The organism is Nostoc sp. MS1, from assembly GCF_019976755.1.
GTDB lineage: Bacteria > Cyanobacteriota > Cyanobacteriia > Cyanobacteriales > Nostocaceae > Trichormus.
Map to the genome: position 1 here is coordinate 1,429,922 of NZ_AP023441.1, position 21,977 is coordinate 1,451,898.

Genomic DNA, 21,977 nt, shown 5'->3' on the forward strand with positions numbered 1-21,977 from the left:
CAAAGATTAATTACGCGATCGCTCTCAAAAGTTGATATTTTTTAAATGTAGAGGGTCAACGAGCTGTGCAACCAATTGTTTGGCTATGTTGGATTACAATTTCGCTTAATTCCAATGTTTATTTATGAGTCATCATCTACCTGACATCAAAATCCCCGCTCCGTGTATTATTAACGCGGGCATCATTGTGAACAAACTCGACATGAAGCGTTTACTGGCTGACTTGGGTCGAGTTCGCTATATCTACACCCACGAAGGCAAGTTACAGAGCGAGGGTGAAGGAGATGTAATAGAAGTATTTGCTAACCCAAAAAGGTCTACCTTAGTAGCCAACAGTTCGCTTTACCTCAATGTTGCCAGCTTTGACTATCTGGAATTGAAACAGTCACCCCAAAAAGAAACCTTCTTTGATTTAATTCAAGAAGGTACTTGTTTACGGTTGATGCCTTTATCTACACCCATTCAAGAACGTCGAGAGCGAACTTGGAATGTAAGCGCGATCGAGGCTATGATGGAGGAAGTGCTTGCAGCCAGATGGGACGCAGAAATTGATGATGACTGTGGCGATGCGTTCTAATAACGAGCCACCCATAGCATTTTAAATTTTGCGGAAAGTTGCGTGGGCGGTTAGCCTCCGGCAAAGCTAAGGTCTAATGCCGACTTGTTCGCGCAGCGTCTCGCAGAGAGCAAAAGTTTCTAGACGGATTGAATTGCCTTTGAGATGTTAGGTTTTATCAATCCATCTTCATGATTTAGAAGCTTTACACTATCTTAGTCTGAGTGTGTAATCGTAGCTATTTGGGGATAAAATTTGGTAAAATGTTTTGGGAATCATTTCTGTAGAACATGTTCCATCAGCATTCTCGATTCGGAAAGGTGCTTGCTTAAGGCAGAATGTAGCTGTTTTCCTCCCTTCTAATTGCCAAGGCCGCCATTCATCGTCAGAAGCATAGACGTAAGCGGAAACATTTCTCATATCACCTTCAAGAATTTTTTCACACTCACCTGGATTAACGTGAGTCCAACCGCTTGCTACCCAATTACCTCCAGAATACCAAGCTTTAGCAACATAAGCTTTATCAGTTGAACGGCTACAAACAATTAAATCGGCTTTAGCTTGTGGTGCTACGCTCACAACCATTGGCAAAGATAGTAATCCAGAAATTAACAGGGAATTGAATACTTTCATTGTTTCTGTTGAAATACTTTTCGGGTTTTTATAAGCAAACAAGAGCAATTAATTACACAAAGTTTTAGATAAATATTAAGCAGCAAAAATCATACCCAAGGGATGCTACACTAACGTCCACAAGAGGAATGTAAATTTTATCAAAACAGAGGTTGCAGGCAACATCTGTAATCAGCAGTTATTTATTGTCTTTTGATGACAATTGAAAGCTGACATTGATAGTTAATTAATTGTTATTTGTTTACTTAACTCATAATTAGATTCACAGTAGTATTTATCGATTACGGAAACCTATTTAATTTTGATCACAGCAGGCGCTAACTTACCTTCAGCCATAGCTTGCACTCGTATAAAACAATTCAGTAGATATTTTATACCGATTTCAAACATCTTTACAACACATTCATTATCTGTATAGACATACATGTGTACGCCCATACCCAAATACCTCTAACATCCTTTTTCAAATAGGTATTATCCTTCCTTTCTTATTCCCGGTTCCCTACCGCCTATATAATTAATCTTGCTTTATCACCTATTACTTTTACCTTGAGTTCTATATTTTCTTTTCAATCTCTAGCTCGTTGTAGTCAAACAAAAGCTAGAGTCGGCGTATTTACTACCCCCCACGGAATTGTAGAAACTCCCCGCTTTATGCCGGTGGGGACGCTGGCGAATGTGAAAACTGTTACCCCAGCCCAGCTTAAGGAAACTGGGGCGCAGATGATTTTATCTAATACATATCACCTTCACCTGCAACCAGGGGAAGCCATTGTGGCTGGTGGTGGTGGACTGCATAAATTTATGGGCTGGAATGGGCCGATACTTACTGACTCAGGTGGGTTTCAGGTTTTCAGCTTGAGCGAGATGCGTAAAATTAGCGAGGAAGGTGTCACTTTCCGTTCCCCGCATGATGGACAAATTATTAAGTTAACGCCAGAACGCTCAATAGAGATTCAAAATACTTTAGGGGCTGATGTCATTATGGCGTTTGATGAGTGTCCCCCTTATCCAGCTACCCGCCAAGAAGTGGAAGCGGCGACAGATAGAACTTACCGTTGGTTAGAACGCTGTATTACCGCCCATCAACGCCAGGATCAGGCTTTGTTTGGCATTGTCCAAGGGGGGGTATATCTAGATTTACGGGCGAAAGCTGCCAATACCTTAAAGGAGTTTGATTTACCTGGTTATGCTATTGGTGGCGTGAGTGTGGGAGAACCACCGCAACTGATGGCGCAAATTGTCCAAGCCACCGCCCCATTATTACCCCCACACAAACCCCGTTACTTGATGGGTGTGGGAACTTACCGAGAGATGGTAATTGCGATCGCCTCTGGTATAGACTTATTTGATTGCGTCATTCCCACCCGTTGGGCTAGACACGGCACAGCAATGGTCAAGGGTGAACGTTGGAACTTAAAAAATGCTAAGTTCCGTGAAGATTTTACGCCAATGGATGAAACTTGTCCTTGTTATGCTTGCCAAAATTTCACTCGTGCTTACATATCTCATTTAGTGCGATCGCAAGAAATTCTAGCCTACACATTATTGAGCATTCATAATATTACTGAACTCATCCGTTTTACCCAGAAAATTCGTGAAGCAATATTAAGCGATCGCTTTCTAGAAGAATTTGGTCACTGGTTAAATTCACCAGAACATGGGGAGTTGGGAGTAAGCAGTGGGGAGTAGAGAGAGACTCACAAAGTGAAACACAGGCTCGAATGTCAACTGACTAATGACTATTAACCCCATTTTCTACTACAGGACTTTCTATAAGTTTGAGGATTTCTTCAGTAAGGAGATTGGGGTCTAATGGTTTATTAACGTAACCTTGAAAACCGGATTTTAAAGCCATGTTGTAATCTTCTTCTGAGCCTAGTGCAGTGAGAGCGATCGCCGGAATATGCTGATTTTCTGTAACTATATTATTTCTAATCTGATTTACTAATGTAAATCCATCCATATCCGGCATAGCAATGTCAAAAATTAATATATCAAACTTCAATGCCTTGACTATCTCCAGTGCTTCGGATGCTGATGTTGCTGTGGTTACTTGAATACCATAACTTTCTAAAACGCAAGTAGTTAAAAATAGACTATCGGCATTATCATCTACTACTAATATATGTAACCCTTCTAAAGAATTATATGAATATGTAGCGTTTTGTGGATGCAGTTGTTCCGAGTTATTTGACACGCTATAGTGGTCTCCTTAGTTGCCCAAATCAATTACGGAGGAAGTCATACTAAACAGTTAGTGGCCGCTAGCTGTTTAGTAAACATCTGTAAATTAAACTATCACAACTTGAAGCTTATATCATGTCTGTTTCAACACTTATAATCTTGCAACTATAGATAATTGGTAGGTTGTATAGCAGTAGCCGCAATTGTTAGGACATTTCTCTGTTCCCTGTTCCCCGTTCCCTATTCCCTTGAGAGCAAAATATGATGTCCTAACCAATATCTCCGTTGCTATAATAGTAAAATATGATTATCTATTACCAACCAAATTAGATAGTAAGCTATTAACAAACTTCTTTAAATTCTGTATAGATAAAAATACTTTAAGTAAAAAGACCGGATTTATAACCGGAGTATATAAATAAATATGATATGAACCTCTTTTAACCGCTCAGTTAACAAAATTTTGATGCTGGGTGTAATATAACCTGTATGAATAGAACTTCCTTTCTGCCTTTTTATATATAACTTTATCTATCAAAAGTCATAAATACCCTAGTACTAGTTAAATTAGCAAGCAGAAGGGTAAGCGAGAGGGAGAAGGGTAATATTTAGATGGAATATAGATTTTTCCTTTTTAAAGCCCTTACCTACGAGAAGCTACGCTTTAGCACTAGCATCTCATAGAGAAGTTGTAGGCTATTACGAATTGATACAACCCCTATTTTTTAAATAGCAAAAAACTAAATACTAGGAACTTTTTGCTGTTGATAAAGTTGTTTAAATTGCTGTTGCTGTTTTTTATGATCAACAATTGGGTCAGGATAATTAACAGCACGACGCTCTAAAGGTGTAATTTTTCCAGTTACTAAATATTCCGTATCTATTGACCTTAATTCAGGTAGCCAGCGCCGGATATACTCGGCATCAGGATCAAATTTTTGAGATTGGCTGGCAGGGTTAAAAATCCGCACAGGTTTAGGGTCCATACCGCTAGAAGCACTCCATTGCCAACCGCCATTGTTGGCAGATAAATCACCATCAATCAGCTTTTGCATAAAATATTTTTCGCCCAGTTGGGGATTAATTAATAAGTCTTTAGTTAAGAAACTGGCAACAATCATTCGACAACGGTTGTGCATCCAACCGCTTTCATTCATTTGGCGCATGGCTGCATCAACTATGGGATAACCTGTTTTGCCCTCACACCAAGCCTGAAAATGTTCTTCATTAGTTTCCCAAGGGAAACTTTTAAAAGCTTCACGGTAAGCCCCATCAGCTAATTCAGGAAAGTTATACATTGCGTGTTGATAAAATTCCCGCCATGCTATTTCTTGTTGCCATGTGCGAATATTAGCGCTAGTTTCTTCGCTGCGGCTATTTTCTAACGCTTCTAATGTGGCTTGCCAAACTGTGCGAATGCCAATTACACCAAATTTTAATGCTGCACTCAGTTGTGATGTACCGTCAACAGCCGGGAAATTACGCTGTTCTTGATATTCGGTGATGGCTTTGGCGGTAAATTCTGCTAACTTGGCTTGGGCGGCTGCTTCTCCTGGGGCAATTACTAAGTCTGCATCCCAAAAAAGTCCTAAATCTTTGGCGCTAGGTAAGGGTTTAACTCCAGCTTTTTGGGCAATTTCTTGTTCTGTATCTGTCAGTCCCTCAACGTTTTGTAGGGTTTCTAATGGTTTAGCTTTGGGTTTGCTACTCCAATTTTTCCAAAAGGGGCTATAGACAGTGTAGGGGGTGTTGCTACCTGAACGAATTTCGTCTGGCGAGTGGAGTATTTGATCCCAGTTATGGGTTAAGAATTGGATGCCTTTAGTTTTGAGACTATCAATAATAGTGCGATCGCGTATCTGCGAATATGGTTCTACATCCCAATTCCAAAAAACAGCTTTAGCATTTAGTGCCTGGGCTAAATTAGGGATAGCTTGCACTGGGTCATCGTGTAGTATTAATAATTGGCTCCCCGCTTCTCGATATCGCTCTTGCAATGCCTGCAAACTTCCAATCATATAAGTCACTCTAGCCGGAGCAACATTATCTCTTTCTAAAATATTCGGGTCTAAACAAAATACACCCACTACCTTAGAGCTTTGCCCTCTAGCCGCAGCCAGTCCGATATTATCAGCAATACGTAAATCGCGGCGATGCCAAAATAAAACTAAGTCAGACATTGGTAATTTTTTATAGTTCGCTTGTACTAGCTTAAACTCTAGTAGTAGCATTGAACATCATTCTGCTGGCAAATTTTTTAGAAGTGGAGAGTAGAGAGTGCTGAGTAGAAGAAAAAAATTCTCAATCGTCAACTGTCAACTGTCAATTTTCCAATAACCACAGTATGTCTATCGGAAAAAGTGGATTTTTGATTTAAGATGGGTTAAAGTTAAGTATACTCTTCTTAACAGTTATTTAGTTATTTGTCATGGCGACCTTGTTACTGGAAGACGGCACAATCGAAAGCAATTTAGATGAGATAGTCCGTGAACTTGCCCCGCTTGGTATTCACTTAAAGCACTATGATCCAGGTACAGCGCTATTATTCCCTCATCTGTTAACACAAGATGTCTTAACAGACAGCGAGAAGCGCCACATCGTAGATTTGCACAATAGTGTCTTTGAATTTATCCAGCAGGAAAACGGCTATCTTTGGTGTGATTTGCTGAATGTGCATCCAGGTTCGCCTAATATCCAAACTTTAATGGCTACCTACAGCCAGTATCATACTCACACTGCACCTGAACCATTGTACTTATTGGCAGGTGAGATGATTTTTGGCTTTGTCAAACCTGATGGTAGCCAAGTACAACTTTTAGTCCAGTCCCAAGATTATCTTCACATTCCAGCCGGAGTAGAACATTGGTGTAGCCTCACTGCATCTTTAACATTCAAAGCAGTACGCTATTTCACCGCAGCAGATGGCTGGGTTCCCAACTATACAGGTACTCAGTTGAATGATAGTAACCGGGAACTGGAGCGATGAAGAAGATGGGGGAGTAGGGGGAGATGAGGGAGGATAACTATGGACTATGGACTATGGACTATGGACTAATGACTAATTACCATCCCAAATTAGTTCTAGACGCTCCTGCGCTGCTTTGAGAGCTTTTTCGGGTGACTCACCTAACAATGTCGCTTCAATTGCTCGACCAAGGCTATCAGATAGGCGAGTATATCCAGCAATAATTGGTCGATAACCAGCACTAGGCATTTGTTCCATGAACACTTTTAATACTGGTTGCTTGCTCATAAATTGCTGATAAGCTTCACTCTCAAGAGATTTTCTATTAACTGGTAAAAAACCTGTTCCGATACTCCATTCTGTTTGGAATTGTTCACTCAAAACATACTCTAGAAATTTACGTGCAGCTTTTTCTCTAACAGGTGTGGTTTTCATCAAATACATAACTCCCGTAGCTGAGACTGAAGCCTGCTTAACCTTAGCGGGCATGGGAAATACATCATAGTCAACATTAGACTTCATAATATAAGTCCAAGGCCCTGTGATTTGCATCGCCACTCGACCTGAGACAAAAGCATCTTCTTCGTAACCCCTTTCTGGTGCAGAAAGAGTGGCTGAACCATCTTTCATCAAGTTTTTCCAGAACTGTAAAGCATCAATTGCCGCTTGATCCATTAAGTTTGGTCGATTATCTTTTACAATATCGCCTCCATTACTTAGTAGAAAAGGGAACCAACTAAAGACAGTCCATTCTTGCTTGCCTAAAGGTAGTAACATTCCATACTGTTCAGGTCTTTTATCACCATTGCGGTCAATAGTTAACTTTTTAGCTACTTCCCTTAATTCGTCCCAGGTTTTAGGTGTTTGTGTAATTCCCGCAGCTTGAAAAAGTTTTGGCCGGTAAAAAATACCCAAATTAGCAGTGTATAGCGGTATTGACCAGATATGATTATTTAAACGTAACTCCTCAAATAAATTAGGAAGTACTTCAGACTTCAAAGGTAATTTTTCTAGCCAATCATCTAACGGTTGAATCGCGCCTAACTCTGCAAACTGACCTGTATTTTGTGCATCGTAAGCCAAAATATCTGGCGGTACATTTCCGACAACTGCTGTCAGAATTTTTGGTAATTGTGGTTGACCTATAAAGATAGATTCCACCTGAATATCAGAATGCGTTTGGTTAAATTTATTGACTAATTTATTAAATACGTCTCGGTTGACAGGAGGATTAATTGATTGCCATAAGTTTAGATGAATTATTTTGTTATTTCTAGTGACTTCTTCCTGACAACCAGATAAAAATATTAAACATATACTCAGTAAAATTAGTAAAAGTGAAATCTGCCATGCAGATTTTCTTAAGTTGTAATAATTATGAATGTGAGATTGTAAAAAGGTAAAACTCATGAGTAGTAATTAACCAACTGCATCAACTTAAATCGAATTAATGTAAGTTACCAGTTATTCAATTAATAACTGGTAATGAGTAATAAGTTTTCATCTATTACCCATTACTCCTTACCAATCCCAAAGGCTATAGTGAAATAATTTGCAACTGAAGTTAAGTAATAGTTATCTAAGGCTACCCTTTTTAAACCACACCGCAGTGTAATCAATTTGATTTAAGATAAATTGCTCTCCTCTCAAACTTTCAAAATCATGTAAGGCTTTTCTACAACCATCCCAATAACCATAGTCATCAACTTGAACCCTAGCATTAGGAACAATATTATCATAGAGGTTATTGAAGATATCCATTGTTGATTTGTACCAATCTCCATCAGCATGGAGAAAGGCAATATTACCTATTTCTGCTTGATATTTCGGCAATGTCTCAGCAAATAAACCCTTAATAGGTTTAACAATATCTGTGACATTTAATATTTGAGAAATCAATTGAATATTTTCTGTGATTGGAGCTTTTAAAGTACCAACTCCAAACCCTGTATCATTTGCTGGTGTGCCATCATGTATGTCTACTTCTGTTGGTTCTGGCATTCCTTCAAAAGTATCAAAGGCATAAACTAGGCGAGGGCGGCGGCTGTATCGTTTAACTACTGCACCTAATAGTGCGGCTGATCCTCCTTTACAACTTCCACATTCAACAAAGTTACCAGGAATATCTTCTAAACAAACTTTCTTTGCTAAATTGTAGAGTGAAAACAAACGTGCTTCACCTAACAAAGTATAAGGTCTGATAATACTAACTAGTTCTTGAAATTCATTGAAGACATCAGTTGATAATTCACTTATGGTATAGTTTTGTAAATGTTCTGGTAAATGCCAATCAATTTTAGGGTCTGGCTGATGTTGTACTGGTTCAATATTTCCTCGCCAAGCAACTCCCATAATCTGCATTGTTTGATAAATCATTGTATTCCAACCCTGCTGTTTTAAATAATCTAAACCTTGGGTAACATCAGGGGAGTTTAAATCATGGAATAAAATTAAAGCATCTTTCTCAGCAAATTTTTCGCATATTTTAGCATCGTTTAATGGGCAGGGAGCATCATGAGAACCATCAATGAAGAATAATGCCCATTTACGTTGTAATTCTTCTGCTAATTCTTCCACTTTTTGCGGGCTATAACCACTAACTAAATTAACTGTTTCCAAAACCCCCGCATTTTGCAAAGAATTAGTGACGCTTGCATATATATCTTCTTGCGCCAACAAAGGATCAATCACATCTAAATCTACACCTGCCAAGGCTATATGGCAAGCAGACCAACCATACCAGCAACCAATCTCTAGTGCTTTTTTCCCTCTAAACTTTAAAGCAGTATTATAGAGAATATTTGCTTCATCTCGGCTGAGAAACCCTACATAAGTTTGTCTTTTGTCTACATACCAGTTATGGGGTATTTCCCGCCTGAGATAAGGCCAATCGGAAACGCTGGTATCCTCTATAATCATGTAAGGGAAGCATTTGTCAGGCTTAATTATCTCTAATCCAGGGGAGACATAATCTTTATTGGGTAATAGTTCCCTATTAATAAATTCTACCGTTTCTTTATTCATGGTTGATGCCCTGAGAAAGTTTAAATTTGATAACTAACTAGGAATAATAAAAACTAGTAAATTCGTCAATAACTTGAATATAGTTCTTAAGCAAACAACCATAATCAAAGTTAGTCTTAGTGTATTCTACAATTTCTTGACGATAGTATTGATTTTTTTCAATCATCTGTAAAATTGTTTCACTAATAATTTGTTGATTCTCTGGAGTGCTATTACTTAAAATGTTATCTGGCAGAACTTTGATAAATTCTTTGGTATGTAAGTTGGCACTAGCTGATTCAGAAATCACAACACATAAACCTGCGGCTAAGGCTTCAAGGACTACTAGAGGTGCGACTTCACCATCACTAATTAAAACTAAACAATTATACTCTGTCAGGTTGGCATAAACCTCTTGTAAGCTCCAGATGCCTAGATATTTTGTGGTAGTACCTTCATGGAAGTCAGGATCATCTAAGGGGCCTACAAAATCTAGAGGTACTTTTCCATCTATACTTTCTGCTAATAATCGTTGCTGTTTTCTTGGCTGAATCCAACCTAAACAAATGGCTTTATTATTTCCTGTTGCTTGAACACGAATTTTATTAGTATTCACGCCGTTAGGTTGAACCCGAAGAAATCCAGAGTATCCTTTTTTGATAAAAAAATCTTTTGTAGGATGAGAAATTGCAATTATACCGGGTGCATCTATATAAGATTTAAATGCTTCTTTAAAATCTGGTTCCCATTTGTTTTCTTTTAATAAATAACCATGATGGCTGGTAAAACAATATTTCTGTTTGAGTTTTTTATTAAATTCTTCAACAAAGTGATATGCGTGTAGATGCACAAAGTCATAATTACTGTTGTTTATATAATCTATACTTTTATCAACATCTTTTTCATTTAAAACATCTACTTCATAACCAAGCTTGTTTAAACAAAGTTGGTAATCATATATTAAAGTATAGATAGAATTCGATAGGGGTGGTTTAGGTGTATATCCCCAAGCAACAATCGCAATTTTCATAGTAGTAATTCTGAATTGAAAAATTTTCGCCCACAATAACACTAATTTATTTGTATGGCAATTTTTCTACGATTAGTATTAATTAAGTGCCAATATAGCAGCAGAAATTATTAGAAATGTTTGCAGTAAAAAGTATTAGAAAATCAGCAACTATAATGAACCATGATTTCTAGAAAAATTAAATGTAATTTGCTCTTTTTCTACTAGAATGAATGAATTACATATAGTACCAATCTTTTATTAATGAAAATCATTATTTGGAAATTTGATGATTTTGTAAAATGAGCAATGTCTACTACCTTTTTATTGAGAGGTGTAAGTTATTAGATAACAAATAAAAGAGTTTTTTAGGAACACTTCAGAGTATACCGTAAAAAGCTGGTTATATTGCATTAACCTATTCTTAAGGAGATTCTCTGAACGTGTAATATATTTTTATCTCTGAATAAGCAATTTTATAACATCAAGCGGTATTACAACTTATGTCAGGAATTATTAACAGCCTAGAAAAAATTATGATGTTTGCGTAAATGTTGTTAATGTACCCTGGTCTGCATCTAAAGTAACGACTACACCAACAGGTAAGGCTGCATTAGGATTATCATGACCAAAGGGTAAATTGGAAACAATGGGAATCCCTAAATCACTCAGGCGATCGCGCAAAACTTCTTCTACAGTAAAACTAGGGATATTGGCTGGTGCTTCGCATTTGGTAAAGCCACCCAAAGCAATACCTTTAACTTTTGTGAGTAAACCGCTCAACCGCCATTGTGTCAGCATTCTGTCGATGCGGTATGGAGCTTCTGTTACATCTTCTAGAGCTAAAATTACGCCATCCAAGTTAGGTAAAATTGGCGTACTTAAAAGATGAGTAGCCACCGTCAAATTACCTGCAAGTAAAATACCACTAGCTACACCACCACCCCAACCACAACCTTTGAGGGGTGCAAGCTGTCTTCCTTCCACCAAATCGAACAGACGCGCTATTGACCATTCTGGCTCGTCAGCCAAGGTAGTCAACACAGGGCCGTGAACGCCAGATATACCTGCGTTATAAAGACTCCACAACAAAGCTGTAATATCAGAAAAGCCAATCAACCATTTTGGCGTATTATTTGACCAATGCCAATTTTCTAAGATGCGGGTGCTACCAAAACCACCTCTAACGCAAAGAATACCGCGACACTCAGGGTCTTGCCAAGCCGAGGCTAACTGATGGCGGCGAATTTCATCTTTGTTAGCTAAGTATCCCCAACGCTGATCAATATCAGGACTAATTTCTACACGATAATCGCGCGATCGCCAAATTTCTACACTCTGCTGCAAAGCTGCAAATTCTCGTAAAGCACCGCTAGGCGCAATAACTCGCAGTAAATCTCCTCTTTTGAGCGGTTCAGGTAAGATTGCCGATTTCATCAATATGTTGTTGCAAAAGTCAAAATTTAGGATAGCCCATAGATAAGGTTTATACCAGCTTTTGATGGGAATAAGGTTGGGGAGATGAGGGAGCAGAGGAGAAAAAACAACTGACAACTGTTATAGGATATACTGCGAGGAGCTTTTTACCGAGCTTATACGAGCGATCGCCTACAGCATACGAAAAGCTATAGCAGAGTAGAGAATAAACGAACTTTTATGAGTACAATATCAGCCCCATCTTTCCTTAAACCTTATTTGGATGATTCATTTAATTTAAAACAACATCTACAAGGATTTCATTTCTAGATGCAGCTTTTAGAAGTTTTTCACCCCTACTTCATTACAGCTCGTTGTTATCGGAAATGGGTTTGAATATAGTCATTAGTCATTAGTCCATAGTCAAAAATTATTCTCTGCTCCTCTGCTATAATTTGGAATTTTGAATGGGGAGCATAGCAAAATGATTACAGACCAAAGCAACTTGCTTAAGTTGCTGATGTTATCTACGCCTGTGGGTGCAATTGGTTCGGGTGTTGGGGGAGGGGTTGAACTTACTCTTAACAATATTGCTCAGGAAATGGTGCGGCGTGGGCATCATGTGACAATTGTTGCTCCTCAAGGGTCGATAGTCAAAGGTATACCCGTTGTAGAAATTGCTGGTGAAGTGCAAACACCAGCTCAAACTCAAACCCGTAATGAACCGATTGTTTTGCCGAAAAACTCTGTGTTAGCCAATATGTGGGATTATGCTCGGCAAGTGCAGTCCGATTATGATGTAATTGTCAACTATGCCTATGATTGGCTGCCTCTATATTTAACGCCATTTTTTAGCACTGCGATCGCGCATTTAATCAGCATGGGTTCGTTGACTGATGCAATGGACTCGATAATTGAGCAAGTTGCTACTAATTTTCCTCAAACTATTGGTGTACATACCCTCTCTCAAGCACAGACATTTACCTTTGCAGATAAATGTCGTTGTCTGGCTAACGGTATGGACTTATCCATATATCAATTTTGCGCCCAACCAAGTGATTTTTTAGCTTGGGTGGGGAGAATAGCTCCAGAAAAAGCTTTAGAGGATGCAGTTGCAGCCGCGAAAATTACAGGTATTCATTTAAAAATTTTCGGTTTTAAGCAAAATGAACAATATTGGCAAGACATTTTGCAAAAATACCCTGATGCACCCATTATCTATCGGGGTTTCTTACCAACAGAACAACTACAACAAGAATTAGGCCAATGTCGGGCGTTGTTAGTTACGCCACGCTGGGTAGAAGCCTTTGGGAATGTGGCAATTGAAGCTTTAGCCTGCGGTGTACCCGTGATAGCTTATCGTCGTGGTGGGTTAACGGAAATTGTCAAAGATGGTGAAACAGGCTTTTTAGTAGAACCAGATAGTGTGGATGGGTTAGTTAATGCGATTAAACGCTTAGACGAAATTGATCGCTATGCTTGTCGCCAACAAGCCCAAACAGAATATTCTCAACAAGCAATGGGCGATCGCGTAGAGCAGTGGTTGAGGGATATATTGAGAAAGAAGGGGAGATGAGGAAGCAGAGGAGAAAAACTGTTGACTGTTGACTATGGACTATGGACTATGGACTGATGACAACAGTCCCTCACTTCACCACAGCAAAAGGACAACGACTAGCTTGTATATTTGCACTAGTAGGTTTTTCTTCGCGTCGCCAAAGTTTGCTAATGAAATTCCATAACTTGCGCCAAATAGAAGTGGATTTTTTTTGTTGGTTTTCCGGTGTTTTGGCTAATTTACCACCAGATGTCAGCTTTGCTAGGAAGTTGGTGTTGTCGTAATAGTGTTCCAAAGAAAGGATTTTTAAATCATCGGTGACACGAACAAAGCTAGTACCAATGACTTCTATAGTCTCGCCTGTAGGTGCGTAGTCTTTGTATGGGCCTGTAAATTGTCCCCAGTGTCGCCATTTAAAAACAATATTTGGTGGCCCAGAATAAACTTCTAGCACTTCCCACAAGAAACCATCGGGAAAGGCTGTATAAAATAGATTAGTTGAAGTGACAAAATTTTCCTCACTGGCTTTGTAATTTTTGGTATTCCCAATCATTAATTTATAAGTACCTGAGTTAATCAAGTCAGTGATGGTATAACGAGAACCACCGTTAGTACTCATGCGGAATTGATCGGGAACAACAGATAGCCACTGATTAGGATTTGTCTTGAAGTTGGCTTCAATATCAAAGGTGCGGACTAGGTTTTGTACCAGTGTTTCTAATGAATTGGCTGGGTGATTACGGGTACTTTCTTGAGCAAATTTTTCATTAGAATGGGTATAGTCTGGTTTTTCACCATAACGCCACTCTACATGAGTGCTGTATTTTAACACAGTATCTCTGTCTTGTACCCAAAGATGAAGTTTGCCGATGTCGATTTGGCTCATAAACCCCTCTGCGAAATTAAGGTAAAAAACAACAATTACGACAATTCCGCAGTTAACTCCCCTCATTTTTTGCAGTTAAATATACAGATTATCTAACGTTTACTTTATTTCAACCGTCTGTATTTACTGCTTTCATTATTATGCCAGTTAGCTAAATTAAGGTTGTTAATTTAGAAGCTATTAGCTGCTTTAGTCTGTTAAAAATTACCAAATTAGTTGATAAGTAGAAGGACTAAATTCAACTTAACTTGATAGCGCCGGGTTTCGACTGCGCTCAACCCTCTTCTAATAAGGTTAACGAGCATTGAGCGTAGTGGTCACTGAGCTTGTCGTTCGCGGAGCGTCTCGCAGAGAAGTGTCGAAATGCGTCTTCTAAATAATTGTGTCCACCTACTTAACTGATAAATAAATAAGAACATCAAAGTGAATCTACGTTACAACTCTCAAAATATGTTACGAAAAAAGATATGGATAATGTGGGGAGCTATCGCTCTATTATCCACTGGCTGCGAACAAATCATCGAATCTTTACCACCTCTGCCAGTAGTCGGATTACAATCAAATCAGCCACCAAGACCACAAATTCCTGCCGAATCTGCCACAACTGCCCAAATTGAAGCAGCCGTGCGTCAAGGTATCAACCAAGTTAGGCAAAAAAACGGGCTGCAACCCCTCAAAAATAACGTCCAGTTAGCGCAAGTAGCCCGGAATTACAGCCGACAAATGGCGGAAAAGAAATTTTTTAGTCATACTGGCGCAGATGGTAGCACCCTAGTAGATAGAGTTAGGGCTGGTGGCATTTATTATTGGGTAGTGGGTGAAAATCTCTATACCAGTACAAATATTCCTTATCCTGTACCATCAGCTATTGAAGGGTGGATGAACAGCCCAGGACACCGAGAAAATATTCTCCGTTCCGTATATGCAGAGACAGGTGTAGGCGTGTGGCGAGTAGGCAACACCTACTATATTACTCAGTTGTTCCTACGGCGATCGCCTCTTGGCTGACCTTAGATGGAGAATTGGCAAAGTTTCATTGGGACGGTCTACTCTTTTTGGGATTATATTGTAGGAGCGATCGCCAGTCTTTTAAAATTGGTTCTGTCCAGAGCCAATTTTTGCTTAATTCGTCTAGCTGATAATTTACCGGGTCTTTTTCTAGAACAGCTTGGCGTAATTTGATAACTTCATTCATATATTGTGCTTGTTTATCTGGGGGTAAATCACGAGCAGATTTATACATCCCCAAAGCCAACCCAGCATAGGCTGGTAATGCTTCAAGTGGCACATCTGATCTGGGGGGTATTTCTGCGGATAAAGTTGTACTTCCTTGTTTAAGTGCTAAATTTAATGCTTGGAACCAAGTGTCATTTGCTCGGTTAATATTACCTTCAGCGTAATAAGCAAATCCTAAAGCATTGGTATATTTGAATGAATTTGGGTTAGCTTTCACCGCAGTTTCCCAATATCGACGGGCATCATCAATACTGTATTGTTTATCTCCTGTTTGGATAGCCTGCCAAGCTAATCGTCCTTTGAGGAAGTTGACAGCAGCTTGCTTATTTTGGTCTGATGGTACTAAACTCAATGCAGCTTGGGCAGGTTTTAAAGCGTTGCGATTAAGTAATTCTTCTACAGCTGCTAACCCCCCTTTTAAATCGCCTTGATTGAATTTTGTAGTAGCTGTAGCTGTTACCATTCCTGTAGGCATTTGCCTTAAATCCATTGGTTGGGGAGGAGTTTCCACTACGGATGGTGCGGGAATTGGGGGTAAATCACGGACTAATGATATGCGGCGAGTTTGCCACCACCAAGTAAAAATCAGTATAGCGGCGATCGCACCTGCGCCAATTATCCCAGCAAATTGCCAACGCTTGCGCCGGACACGATCTCTGGCTGCCAACAGACGGAATTTTTCTAACTCTTGACTCAGGTTTTGGGCAGTTTGATGATTTGCTGGTGGGACGATACTTGCGTAATCTTCCCTTGGTGCAGGAGAAATCTGCCGTTCTAAATGACTATCTACTAAAGGTTGCCCCATTTCTGGAGGTAAATCAGGTTCTTCATCCCTGATACCTTGCTGATCTAGTTGACGAAATATATCCGAAACAAAAGCCGAATCCTCTGCATAAGTGGGATCATCGTACTCAATTTCATCGACGAGATCGCCCCAAGTTTCTTCACCCAACCAGTCCAACCCAGAGTCACGCGCCAACCCAGAGGAAATCATCTCTTCTATAGGCAAACCCATATCCGCATCGTCTAGTACACCAGAGTAAGCGGCTGTGGTATTAGCTGGCAGAGGTGAACTATATTCGTTTAATGAATCTACATTAGTAGCAGTGGCAATTTTGGCACTCAGGAAGCCATCAAACCCCGGCTGGAAATATAAGATTGGTAACGCCCAATATAGCTGATGGGAACCGTAAGCAGAAATTAATCCTTGACGTACCCGACTCACACATAAATCCACCGGGTATCCTTGACTCAAGTTACGGTAAAACAATTGTGTTAAAGTCAGCGCCACCTCATCAGGAATGCGTTCTGACATCGCCAACACACTTTGAATACCACGCTTGACTAAACTATCTGTAAGGTTGCGTTCACCTGAGTCGTTGTTATCTAAGGTAGCTGTGTATGCACCCCAACAGGAGTTAAACACTGCCATCTGAATATTATTATTCACCAACAAACCCGCTAAATCATCACCAGTGAGGGTTTCTGTTAAGCCAGTGCGACTACTTACTAAATAAATTTCCCCACCATTCGGCCCTAAGTTGCTGTGACCGGAGTAGTGTAAAACATGGTATCTGCCTTGTTCTAGGGCTTGGGTTAATTCTTCTCTACCTGGTTGGTTAAGTAAAGTCAGATCAATTTCTGGCAGATAATTACCGCCTTCGATGGTTCTGGGTAGTTGACGATGGAGTTCGGCTTGTAGCCTAATAGATTCTTGTTTGAGTAAATCCAAACTCGTCTTATCGGCAGGTGATGAGAGTACCATTAAAACTCTGACAACACCATCATCTGAAAGCTTGAGTCTATTTGTTGAAGGTAAACGGGAACCAGGAGAAATGCCACTTTGATAACGAGAGAAAGCAATGTAGGGGCCAGTTGCCAAAGGGCGATCGCCTGCGTGCATAACTTCCCAAGGCAAACGTGCTAACCTAATATCCTTCAGCCCTAGTCGTAAACGCAATACTTGTTGATGATTTTGGGCAATTCCTTGGGCAGTAATCCAGCTATCTCTGAGAGTGCCTTGAAACAGTGCATTATATAGTTGTTGACCCAGTGCTACTAAGTTAACCGAATTTCTAGCGATCGCACTTTCCCGCCCATTAGAGAGAAACATATCTCCCTGTAATACAGACTTTAATGGGTCATTCATTAAATGCCCAGCCGCCGCCAACCAGTCAGCCACAGGCCAAGTCACCAGTTCTTCCGCCAAAGGAACCCCAGGCGCGACTTTCTCAGTCCGCACCAAATAATCATCTTTTCCTACTGGGGTTACAGAAATGTGAAATTCCTGGGACACAACTTCTCCTGCTTGCCTCCTCAATCTATCTTGAAACGCCAAAGTTTCAATTCGATTTGCCACTCCCTCTGTTAGTTGAGATCCAACAAACCAAGAATGTTACATTACTCGGTTTTGCTGGTACATTTACAACTTTATCCGGATTAGCTGGCATCCGCCCAGAACATTTTGATGGTAGATGCACCTTGATCTTCAACTCCTCTAGTTGGATAGTACCGACTAGGGGTTTTTTCTATAACTAACACATACTGAGATTATTGTACTGTCTTGGGTAGGGAAAGTTCATCAATTCCTTATGGCTGACCTTTAGGGGTGTAGGGGTGTGAGGGAAGAATATAGACTCTACATCTTAGTTTTATATCCTTATACAAACTTAAAGCGTAAACTCTAATCCAGCAAATACCATCATAATTTAGACAAAATTATCCGGGACGGGTAGGAAATAGGTAGAACAATTAATTGGTAGATGCACCCTGATAACTAACTCCCCTAGCTGGCTGCCACCACTAGGGGCTTTTTTTGCCTAATTGAGAAATTCATCCTGAACAGGTAGGGAATAGATAGAACAATTAATTGGTAGATGCACCCTGATAACTAACTCCCCTTGTTGGCTTACACTGACTAGGGGCTTTTTTTTGCCTAATTTTTAGAAATTCATCCTGAACAGGTAGGGAATAGATAGAACAATTAATTGGTAGATGCACCCTGATAACTAACTCCCCTTGTTGGCTTACACTGACTAGGGGCTTTTTTTTGCCTAATTGAGAAATTCATCCTGAACAGGTAGGGAATAGATAGAACAATTAATTGGTAGATGCACCCTGATAACTAACTCCCCTTGTTGGCTTACACTGACTAGGGGCTTTTTTTTGCCTAATTGAGAAATTCATCCTGAACAGGTAGGGAATAGATAGAACAATTAATTGGTAGATGCACCCTGATAACTAACTCCCCTTGTTGGCTTACACTGACTAGGGGCTTTTTTTTGCCTAATTGAGAAATTCATCCTGAACAGGTAGGGAATAGATAGAACAATTAATTGGTAGATGCACCCTGATAACTAACTCCCCTTGTTGGCTTACACTGACTAGGGGCTTTTTTTTGCCTAATTGAGAAATTCATCCTGAACAGGTAGGGAATAGATAGAACAATTAATTGGTAGATGCACCCTGATAACTAACTCCCCTTGTTGGCTTACACTGACTAGGGGCTTTTTTTTGCCTAATTTTTAGAAATTCATCCTGAACAGGTAGGGAATAGATAGAACAATTAATTGGTAGATGCACCCTGATAACTAACTCCCCTTGTTGGCTTACACTAACTGGGGGCTTTTTTTTGCCTAATTGAGAAATTCATCCTGAACAGGTAGGGAATAGATAGAACAATTAATTGGTAGATGCACCCTGATAACTAACTCCCCTTGTTGGCTTACACTAACTGGGGGCTTTTTTTGCCTAATTTTAGAAATTTATCCGGGACAGGTAGGGAATAGGTAGAACAATTAATTGGTAGATGCACCCTGATAACTAACTCCCCTGGTTGGCTTACACTGACTAGGGGCTTTTTTTGTTTAGCAATCAGTAAATCCATTAATCCTCAGATTGCAGGAAATATACTGATTGCCTATGAATACACTAATTACTTTAATGAACTTACCCTAATAAATAACTCTCCCTAGTGGCTGCCACTTTAAGAGCTTTTTTTGTGGAAAAAGCAACTTCATTTGTGACATTTTCATCCGGAATATCCTGTTGAATTGTAGAACAGTTAATTGGTAGATGCACCCTGATAACTAACTCCCCTAGCTGGCTGCCACCACTAGGGGTTTTCTATTAGAATTGAAGCACAGACGACCTTTCAATGAATTTATCCGGAAGACTGTAACTAAAAATAGAACAATTAATTGGTAGATGCACCAGGATAACTAACTCCCTAGTTTGGTTAATACTAACCGATGATTGGTAGATGCACCAGGATAACTAACTCCCCTGTTGAATTTGGTAGAAGCCAGGGGCTTTTCGCTAGAAACCTTTGATCACAACCTGCCCTGTAAGATTGGTAGTTGCTTAGGGCTACATTCTAGCTCAAGATTGGAGTTTTATTCTAGCGCGGATGATGAACTATTGCTAGGAATGTCACCATCTTCTGACTAAAACTTCTTGAGTTCTAGGAATTATAACTTAACTTCTGCCATTTTCCAATTAATTCAGCAATCTGAAAAATCTTACCCTTCAGATGACTTATTTTGTACTGGCATTGCTTCAGAATTTGGTAGAAAATACCCTCTTTGAATGATGCGTCGGTATTCCTTACCATCAATCCTGTTGATTTCTATATGTTAGTTCAGCAGTAGTTATAATTTTTGTGCAGAGAGAGCATATCTAGACGCTCATGCCTCAATTATTTGCAAACTTTAATATAGGAGGTAGTTGTGGTTAGTAGGGTGGGCAATGCCAGCCCTTTCAAAGCGAACAAATGAACTAGTCTATTCAAAACTGAAACCCAGTCGCCGTATGGAATATGAGGTAGGACTTCAATGTAAGTAGCTCAGTGTTAAAAATTATCGCTATGGCAAGGCAGGAGGCAGAAGGCAGAGAGCAGTGCGGTCTTGGGCTTTGCCCAAGTGGAGCAACTGCGGAGAAGGGAAGAGGATTATAGCCTTGTTTACCTTTCTTAACTTAGCTTTGTTTTTCCCACCGACTTACTTAAAACGCGGATTATTTCGTACTGCAAACAATTGGTATATAAATGCTGATGCCAATGGTGCAGCAAATATACTTTCCAAAGTAGCGGCAACATTGGGGATTAACCTCAATGGAGTCAGTAGAGGCGCATTGACTACGCCATTACGAGTTCATCTGTGGACTCTTAAGAATCCCCCGACTTTTTGTTTAAATGAGCGTTCGCGTAGCGTGTCGTAAGACAAGCGAAATTTAAACAGTCGGGGAAGTGTCAAAAATCAGTTCATGGGGCGTATAGAGCCAGAGCCACAAACTTAATAGTCAGTACCACAGCACTATGAATAAATTTTAACCCCTAAAACCTGGAATTAAACGCTTGAGGGCGCGTCCAGCAACACTGCTGTAGGACATTTCACCACAGAGGATTTTCCCCATAACTTTGGGTGCAGTGGGACGCTTAACACCCACTTGATAACCAACGCTAGGAAAGCGATAAAATGCACCTGCTAATTTTTGCGCCCAAGCCATTTCCGCACCCCAAGTTTCATGGATGATTTTGGTATATTCTTCTAAAGCGTTGATATCACCACAAAGGGCTTTGTCAACTGCGGCTGCGGCGTGAACACCACTATAAATTGAGGGACGAATACCTTCTGCGGTCATGGGGTCAACTACACAAGCTGCTTCTCCCGCCAAGATAGCGTTTTGTGTATGTAACTTCTGATTACCATCCCATAAGGCGATAGGATGACCATATTGCTTACTGGTCTGGACATCTATATTAAATAATTTAGAGTATTCAACCAAAATTTTCTTAAAATCTTGGGGTTGTCCACCGATAAAGGTTCCTACACCAATTGAATAACCATTTTCTTTAGGAAAGTTCCAAATATAGCCGTTTTTGACTAAACCGAACTCGAAGTGAATTGTCGATTTATCTTCAACATCGGCGGGAACTTCTGCTTCTAATGCACCAGCTAAACGGCGTTTACGGTCTTTGAAGCCTAGCCATTTTGCCATCGGGCCTTTAGCACCATCAGCCGCGATTAAATAGCGTCCAGTAACGGGGCCATTTGCTGTGTTAACTTGCCAGCGATCGCTACTAAATTCAACTCCTGTTACTTCTGTATTATCTCGCAGTTCTGCGCCTTGCTTTTGCGCTTGCTGTACTAAAAAATGGTCAAAAACTTCCCGGCGCACCATCCACACTGGTTCTTTCGTACCAATTTCCGCCTCTACAGGGTCGCCTAAGTTCCAGGTAAAACGAAACGAGTCTACCTTCAGAGAAATTGCGGGGCTAAAGTCAAAGTCAAACCATTCGGCAACTATTGGTGACACTCCCCCACCACATGGTTTATATCTAGGTAAGGATTCTTTTTCTAAAATTAATACTGAATGCCCTTTTTTGGCCAAATGATATGCTGCTGCGCCACCCGCAGGCCCAGCACCGACAATAATAACGTCGTACATAATTCCCAATGTTGACTGTTGACTATGGACTGTTGACTGTTGATAAAAAGGCTGAAGAACCTAATGTCCTCCAGCCAGGAA

General features: G+C 40.0%; 16 protein-coding genes. 6 read left to right on the forward strand and 10 right to left on the reverse strand.

The features are described 5' to 3' along the window. Positions 1-124 precede the first annotated feature (124 nt). Positions 125-577 carry a hypothetical protein gene (locus NSMS1_RS06260; RefSeq protein ID WP_224091949.1) on the forward strand — a complete coding sequence of 151 codons (453 nt, stop codon included), beginning with the start codon at positions 125-127 and terminating at the stop codon, positions 575-577. A 189-nt stretch (positions 578-766) separates the two neighbouring features. Here the strand turns inward: NSMS1_RS06260 and NSMS1_RS06265 are convergent, their stop codons facing one another. Next, entirely contained in the window at positions 767-1,189 is a 423-nt protein-coding gene (locus tag NSMS1_RS06265) for a DUF1036 domain-containing protein (RefSeq protein ID WP_224091950.1), read from the reverse strand. 549 nt (positions 1,190-1,738) lie between these two features. On the opposite strand from NSMS1_RS06265, the gene tgt reads away from it, so the two are divergent. Further along, positions 1,739-2,881 (forward strand): tRNA guanosine(34) transglycosylase Tgt, encoded by a 1,143-nt coding sequence (gene tgt, locus NSMS1_RS06270; protein ID WP_224091951.1) that lies wholly within the window; start codon positions 1,739-1,741, stop codon positions 2,879-2,881. A gap of 43 nt (positions 2,882-2,924) precedes the next feature. On the opposite strand, the gene NSMS1_RS06275 is transcribed toward tgt, so the two are convergent. Together NSMS1_RS06275 and NSMS1_RS06280 are read right to left on the reverse strand one after the other, a co-directional pair. Continuing rightward, complete coding sequence (locus tag NSMS1_RS06275; protein ID WP_224091952.1) at positions 2,925-3,389, reverse strand: response regulator; 465 nt, start codon at positions 3,387-3,389, stop codon at positions 2,925-2,927. Positions 3,390-4,116: 727 nt separating this feature from the next. Then, positions 4,117-5,556, reverse strand: coding sequence for a deoxyribodipyrimidine photo-lyase, 8-HDF type (locus tag NSMS1_RS06280; protein WP_224091953.1), 1,440 nt, complete (start codon positions 5,554-5,556; stop codon positions 4,117-4,119). Between the two features lie 248 nt (positions 5,557-5,804). On the opposite strand from NSMS1_RS06280, the gene NSMS1_RS06285 reads away from it, so the two are divergent. After that, complete coding sequence (locus tag NSMS1_RS06285; RefSeq protein WP_224091954.1) at positions 5,805-6,362, forward strand: 1,2-dihydroxy-3-keto-5-methylthiopentene dioxygenase; 558 nt, start codon at positions 5,805-5,807, stop codon at positions 6,360-6,362. Between the two features lie 72 nt (positions 6,363-6,434). Here the strand turns inward: NSMS1_RS06285 and NSMS1_RS06290 are convergent, their stop codons facing one another. The 4 genes from NSMS1_RS06290 to NSMS1_RS06305 form a co-directional block, all read right to left on the reverse strand. Next, positions 6,435-7,751: an ABC transporter substrate-binding protein gene (locus NSMS1_RS06290; RefSeq protein ID WP_224091956.1), complete on the reverse strand. Its 1,317-nt coding sequence runs from the start codon at positions 7,749-7,751 to the stop codon at positions 6,435-6,437. A 165-nt stretch (positions 7,752-7,916) separates the two neighbouring features. Further along, positions 7,917-9,365, reverse strand: coding sequence for a class I SAM-dependent methyltransferase (locus NSMS1_RS06295; RefSeq protein WP_224091957.1), 1,449 nt, complete (start codon positions 9,363-9,365; stop codon positions 7,917-7,919). Positions 9,366-9,402: 37 nt separating this feature from the next. Continuing rightward, a complete protein-coding gene (locus NSMS1_RS06300) occupies positions 9,403-10,374 on the reverse strand; it encodes a glycosyltransferase (RefSeq protein WP_224091958.1) in 972 nt (323 codons plus the stop codon). A 513-nt stretch (positions 10,375-10,887) separates the two neighbouring features. Then, complete coding sequence (locus NSMS1_RS06305; RefSeq protein WP_224091959.1) at positions 10,888-11,790, reverse strand: LD-carboxypeptidase; 903 nt, start codon at positions 11,788-11,790, stop codon at positions 10,888-10,890. 463 nt (positions 11,791-12,253) lie between these two features. On the opposite strand from NSMS1_RS06305, the gene NSMS1_RS06310 reads away from it, so the two are divergent. Next, positions 12,254-13,345, forward strand: coding sequence for a glycosyltransferase family 4 protein (locus NSMS1_RS06310; protein WP_224091960.1), 1,092 nt, complete (start codon positions 12,254-12,256; stop codon positions 13,343-13,345). 70 nt (positions 13,346-13,415) lie between these two features. Here NSMS1_RS06310 and NSMS1_RS06315 read toward each other — a convergent pair whose 3' ends face one another. After that, on the reverse strand, positions 13,416-14,213 hold the full coding sequence (locus NSMS1_RS06315) for an ester cyclase (RefSeq protein ID WP_224091961.1): 798 nt from the start codon (positions 14,211-14,213) through the stop codon (positions 13,416-13,418). A 450-nt stretch (positions 14,214-14,663) separates the two neighbouring features. Here NSMS1_RS06315 and NSMS1_RS06320 point away from each other — a divergent pair, with 450 nt between their 5' ends. Continuing rightward, positions 14,664-15,221, forward strand: a complete 558-nt coding sequence (locus tag NSMS1_RS06320; RefSeq protein ID WP_224091962.1) for a CAP domain-containing protein — start codon at positions 14,664-14,666, stop codon at positions 15,219-15,221. 25 nt (positions 15,222-15,246) lie between these two features. Here NSMS1_RS06320 and hetF read toward each other — a convergent pair whose 3' ends face one another. Then, a complete protein-coding gene (gene hetF, locus NSMS1_RS06325) occupies positions 15,247-17,745 on the reverse strand; it encodes a cell division protein HetF (RefSeq protein ID WP_224095139.1) in 2,499 nt (832 codons plus the stop codon). A gap of 2,660 nt (positions 17,746-20,405) precedes the next feature. Between hetF and NSMS1_RS06330 the strand changes: the two genes are divergently transcribed. Then, entirely contained in the window at positions 20,406-20,666 is a 261-nt protein-coding gene (locus NSMS1_RS06330; RefSeq protein ID WP_224091963.1) for a hypothetical protein, read from the forward strand. A gap of 108 nt (positions 20,667-20,774) precedes the next feature. Here the strand turns inward: NSMS1_RS06330 and NSMS1_RS06335 are convergent, their stop codons facing one another. Continuing rightward, positions 20,775-21,896 (reverse strand): geranylgeranyl reductase family protein, encoded by a 1,122-nt coding sequence (locus NSMS1_RS06335; RefSeq protein ID WP_224091965.1) that lies wholly within the window; start codon positions 21,894-21,896, stop codon positions 20,775-20,777. Positions 21,897-21,977 lie beyond the last annotated feature (81 nt).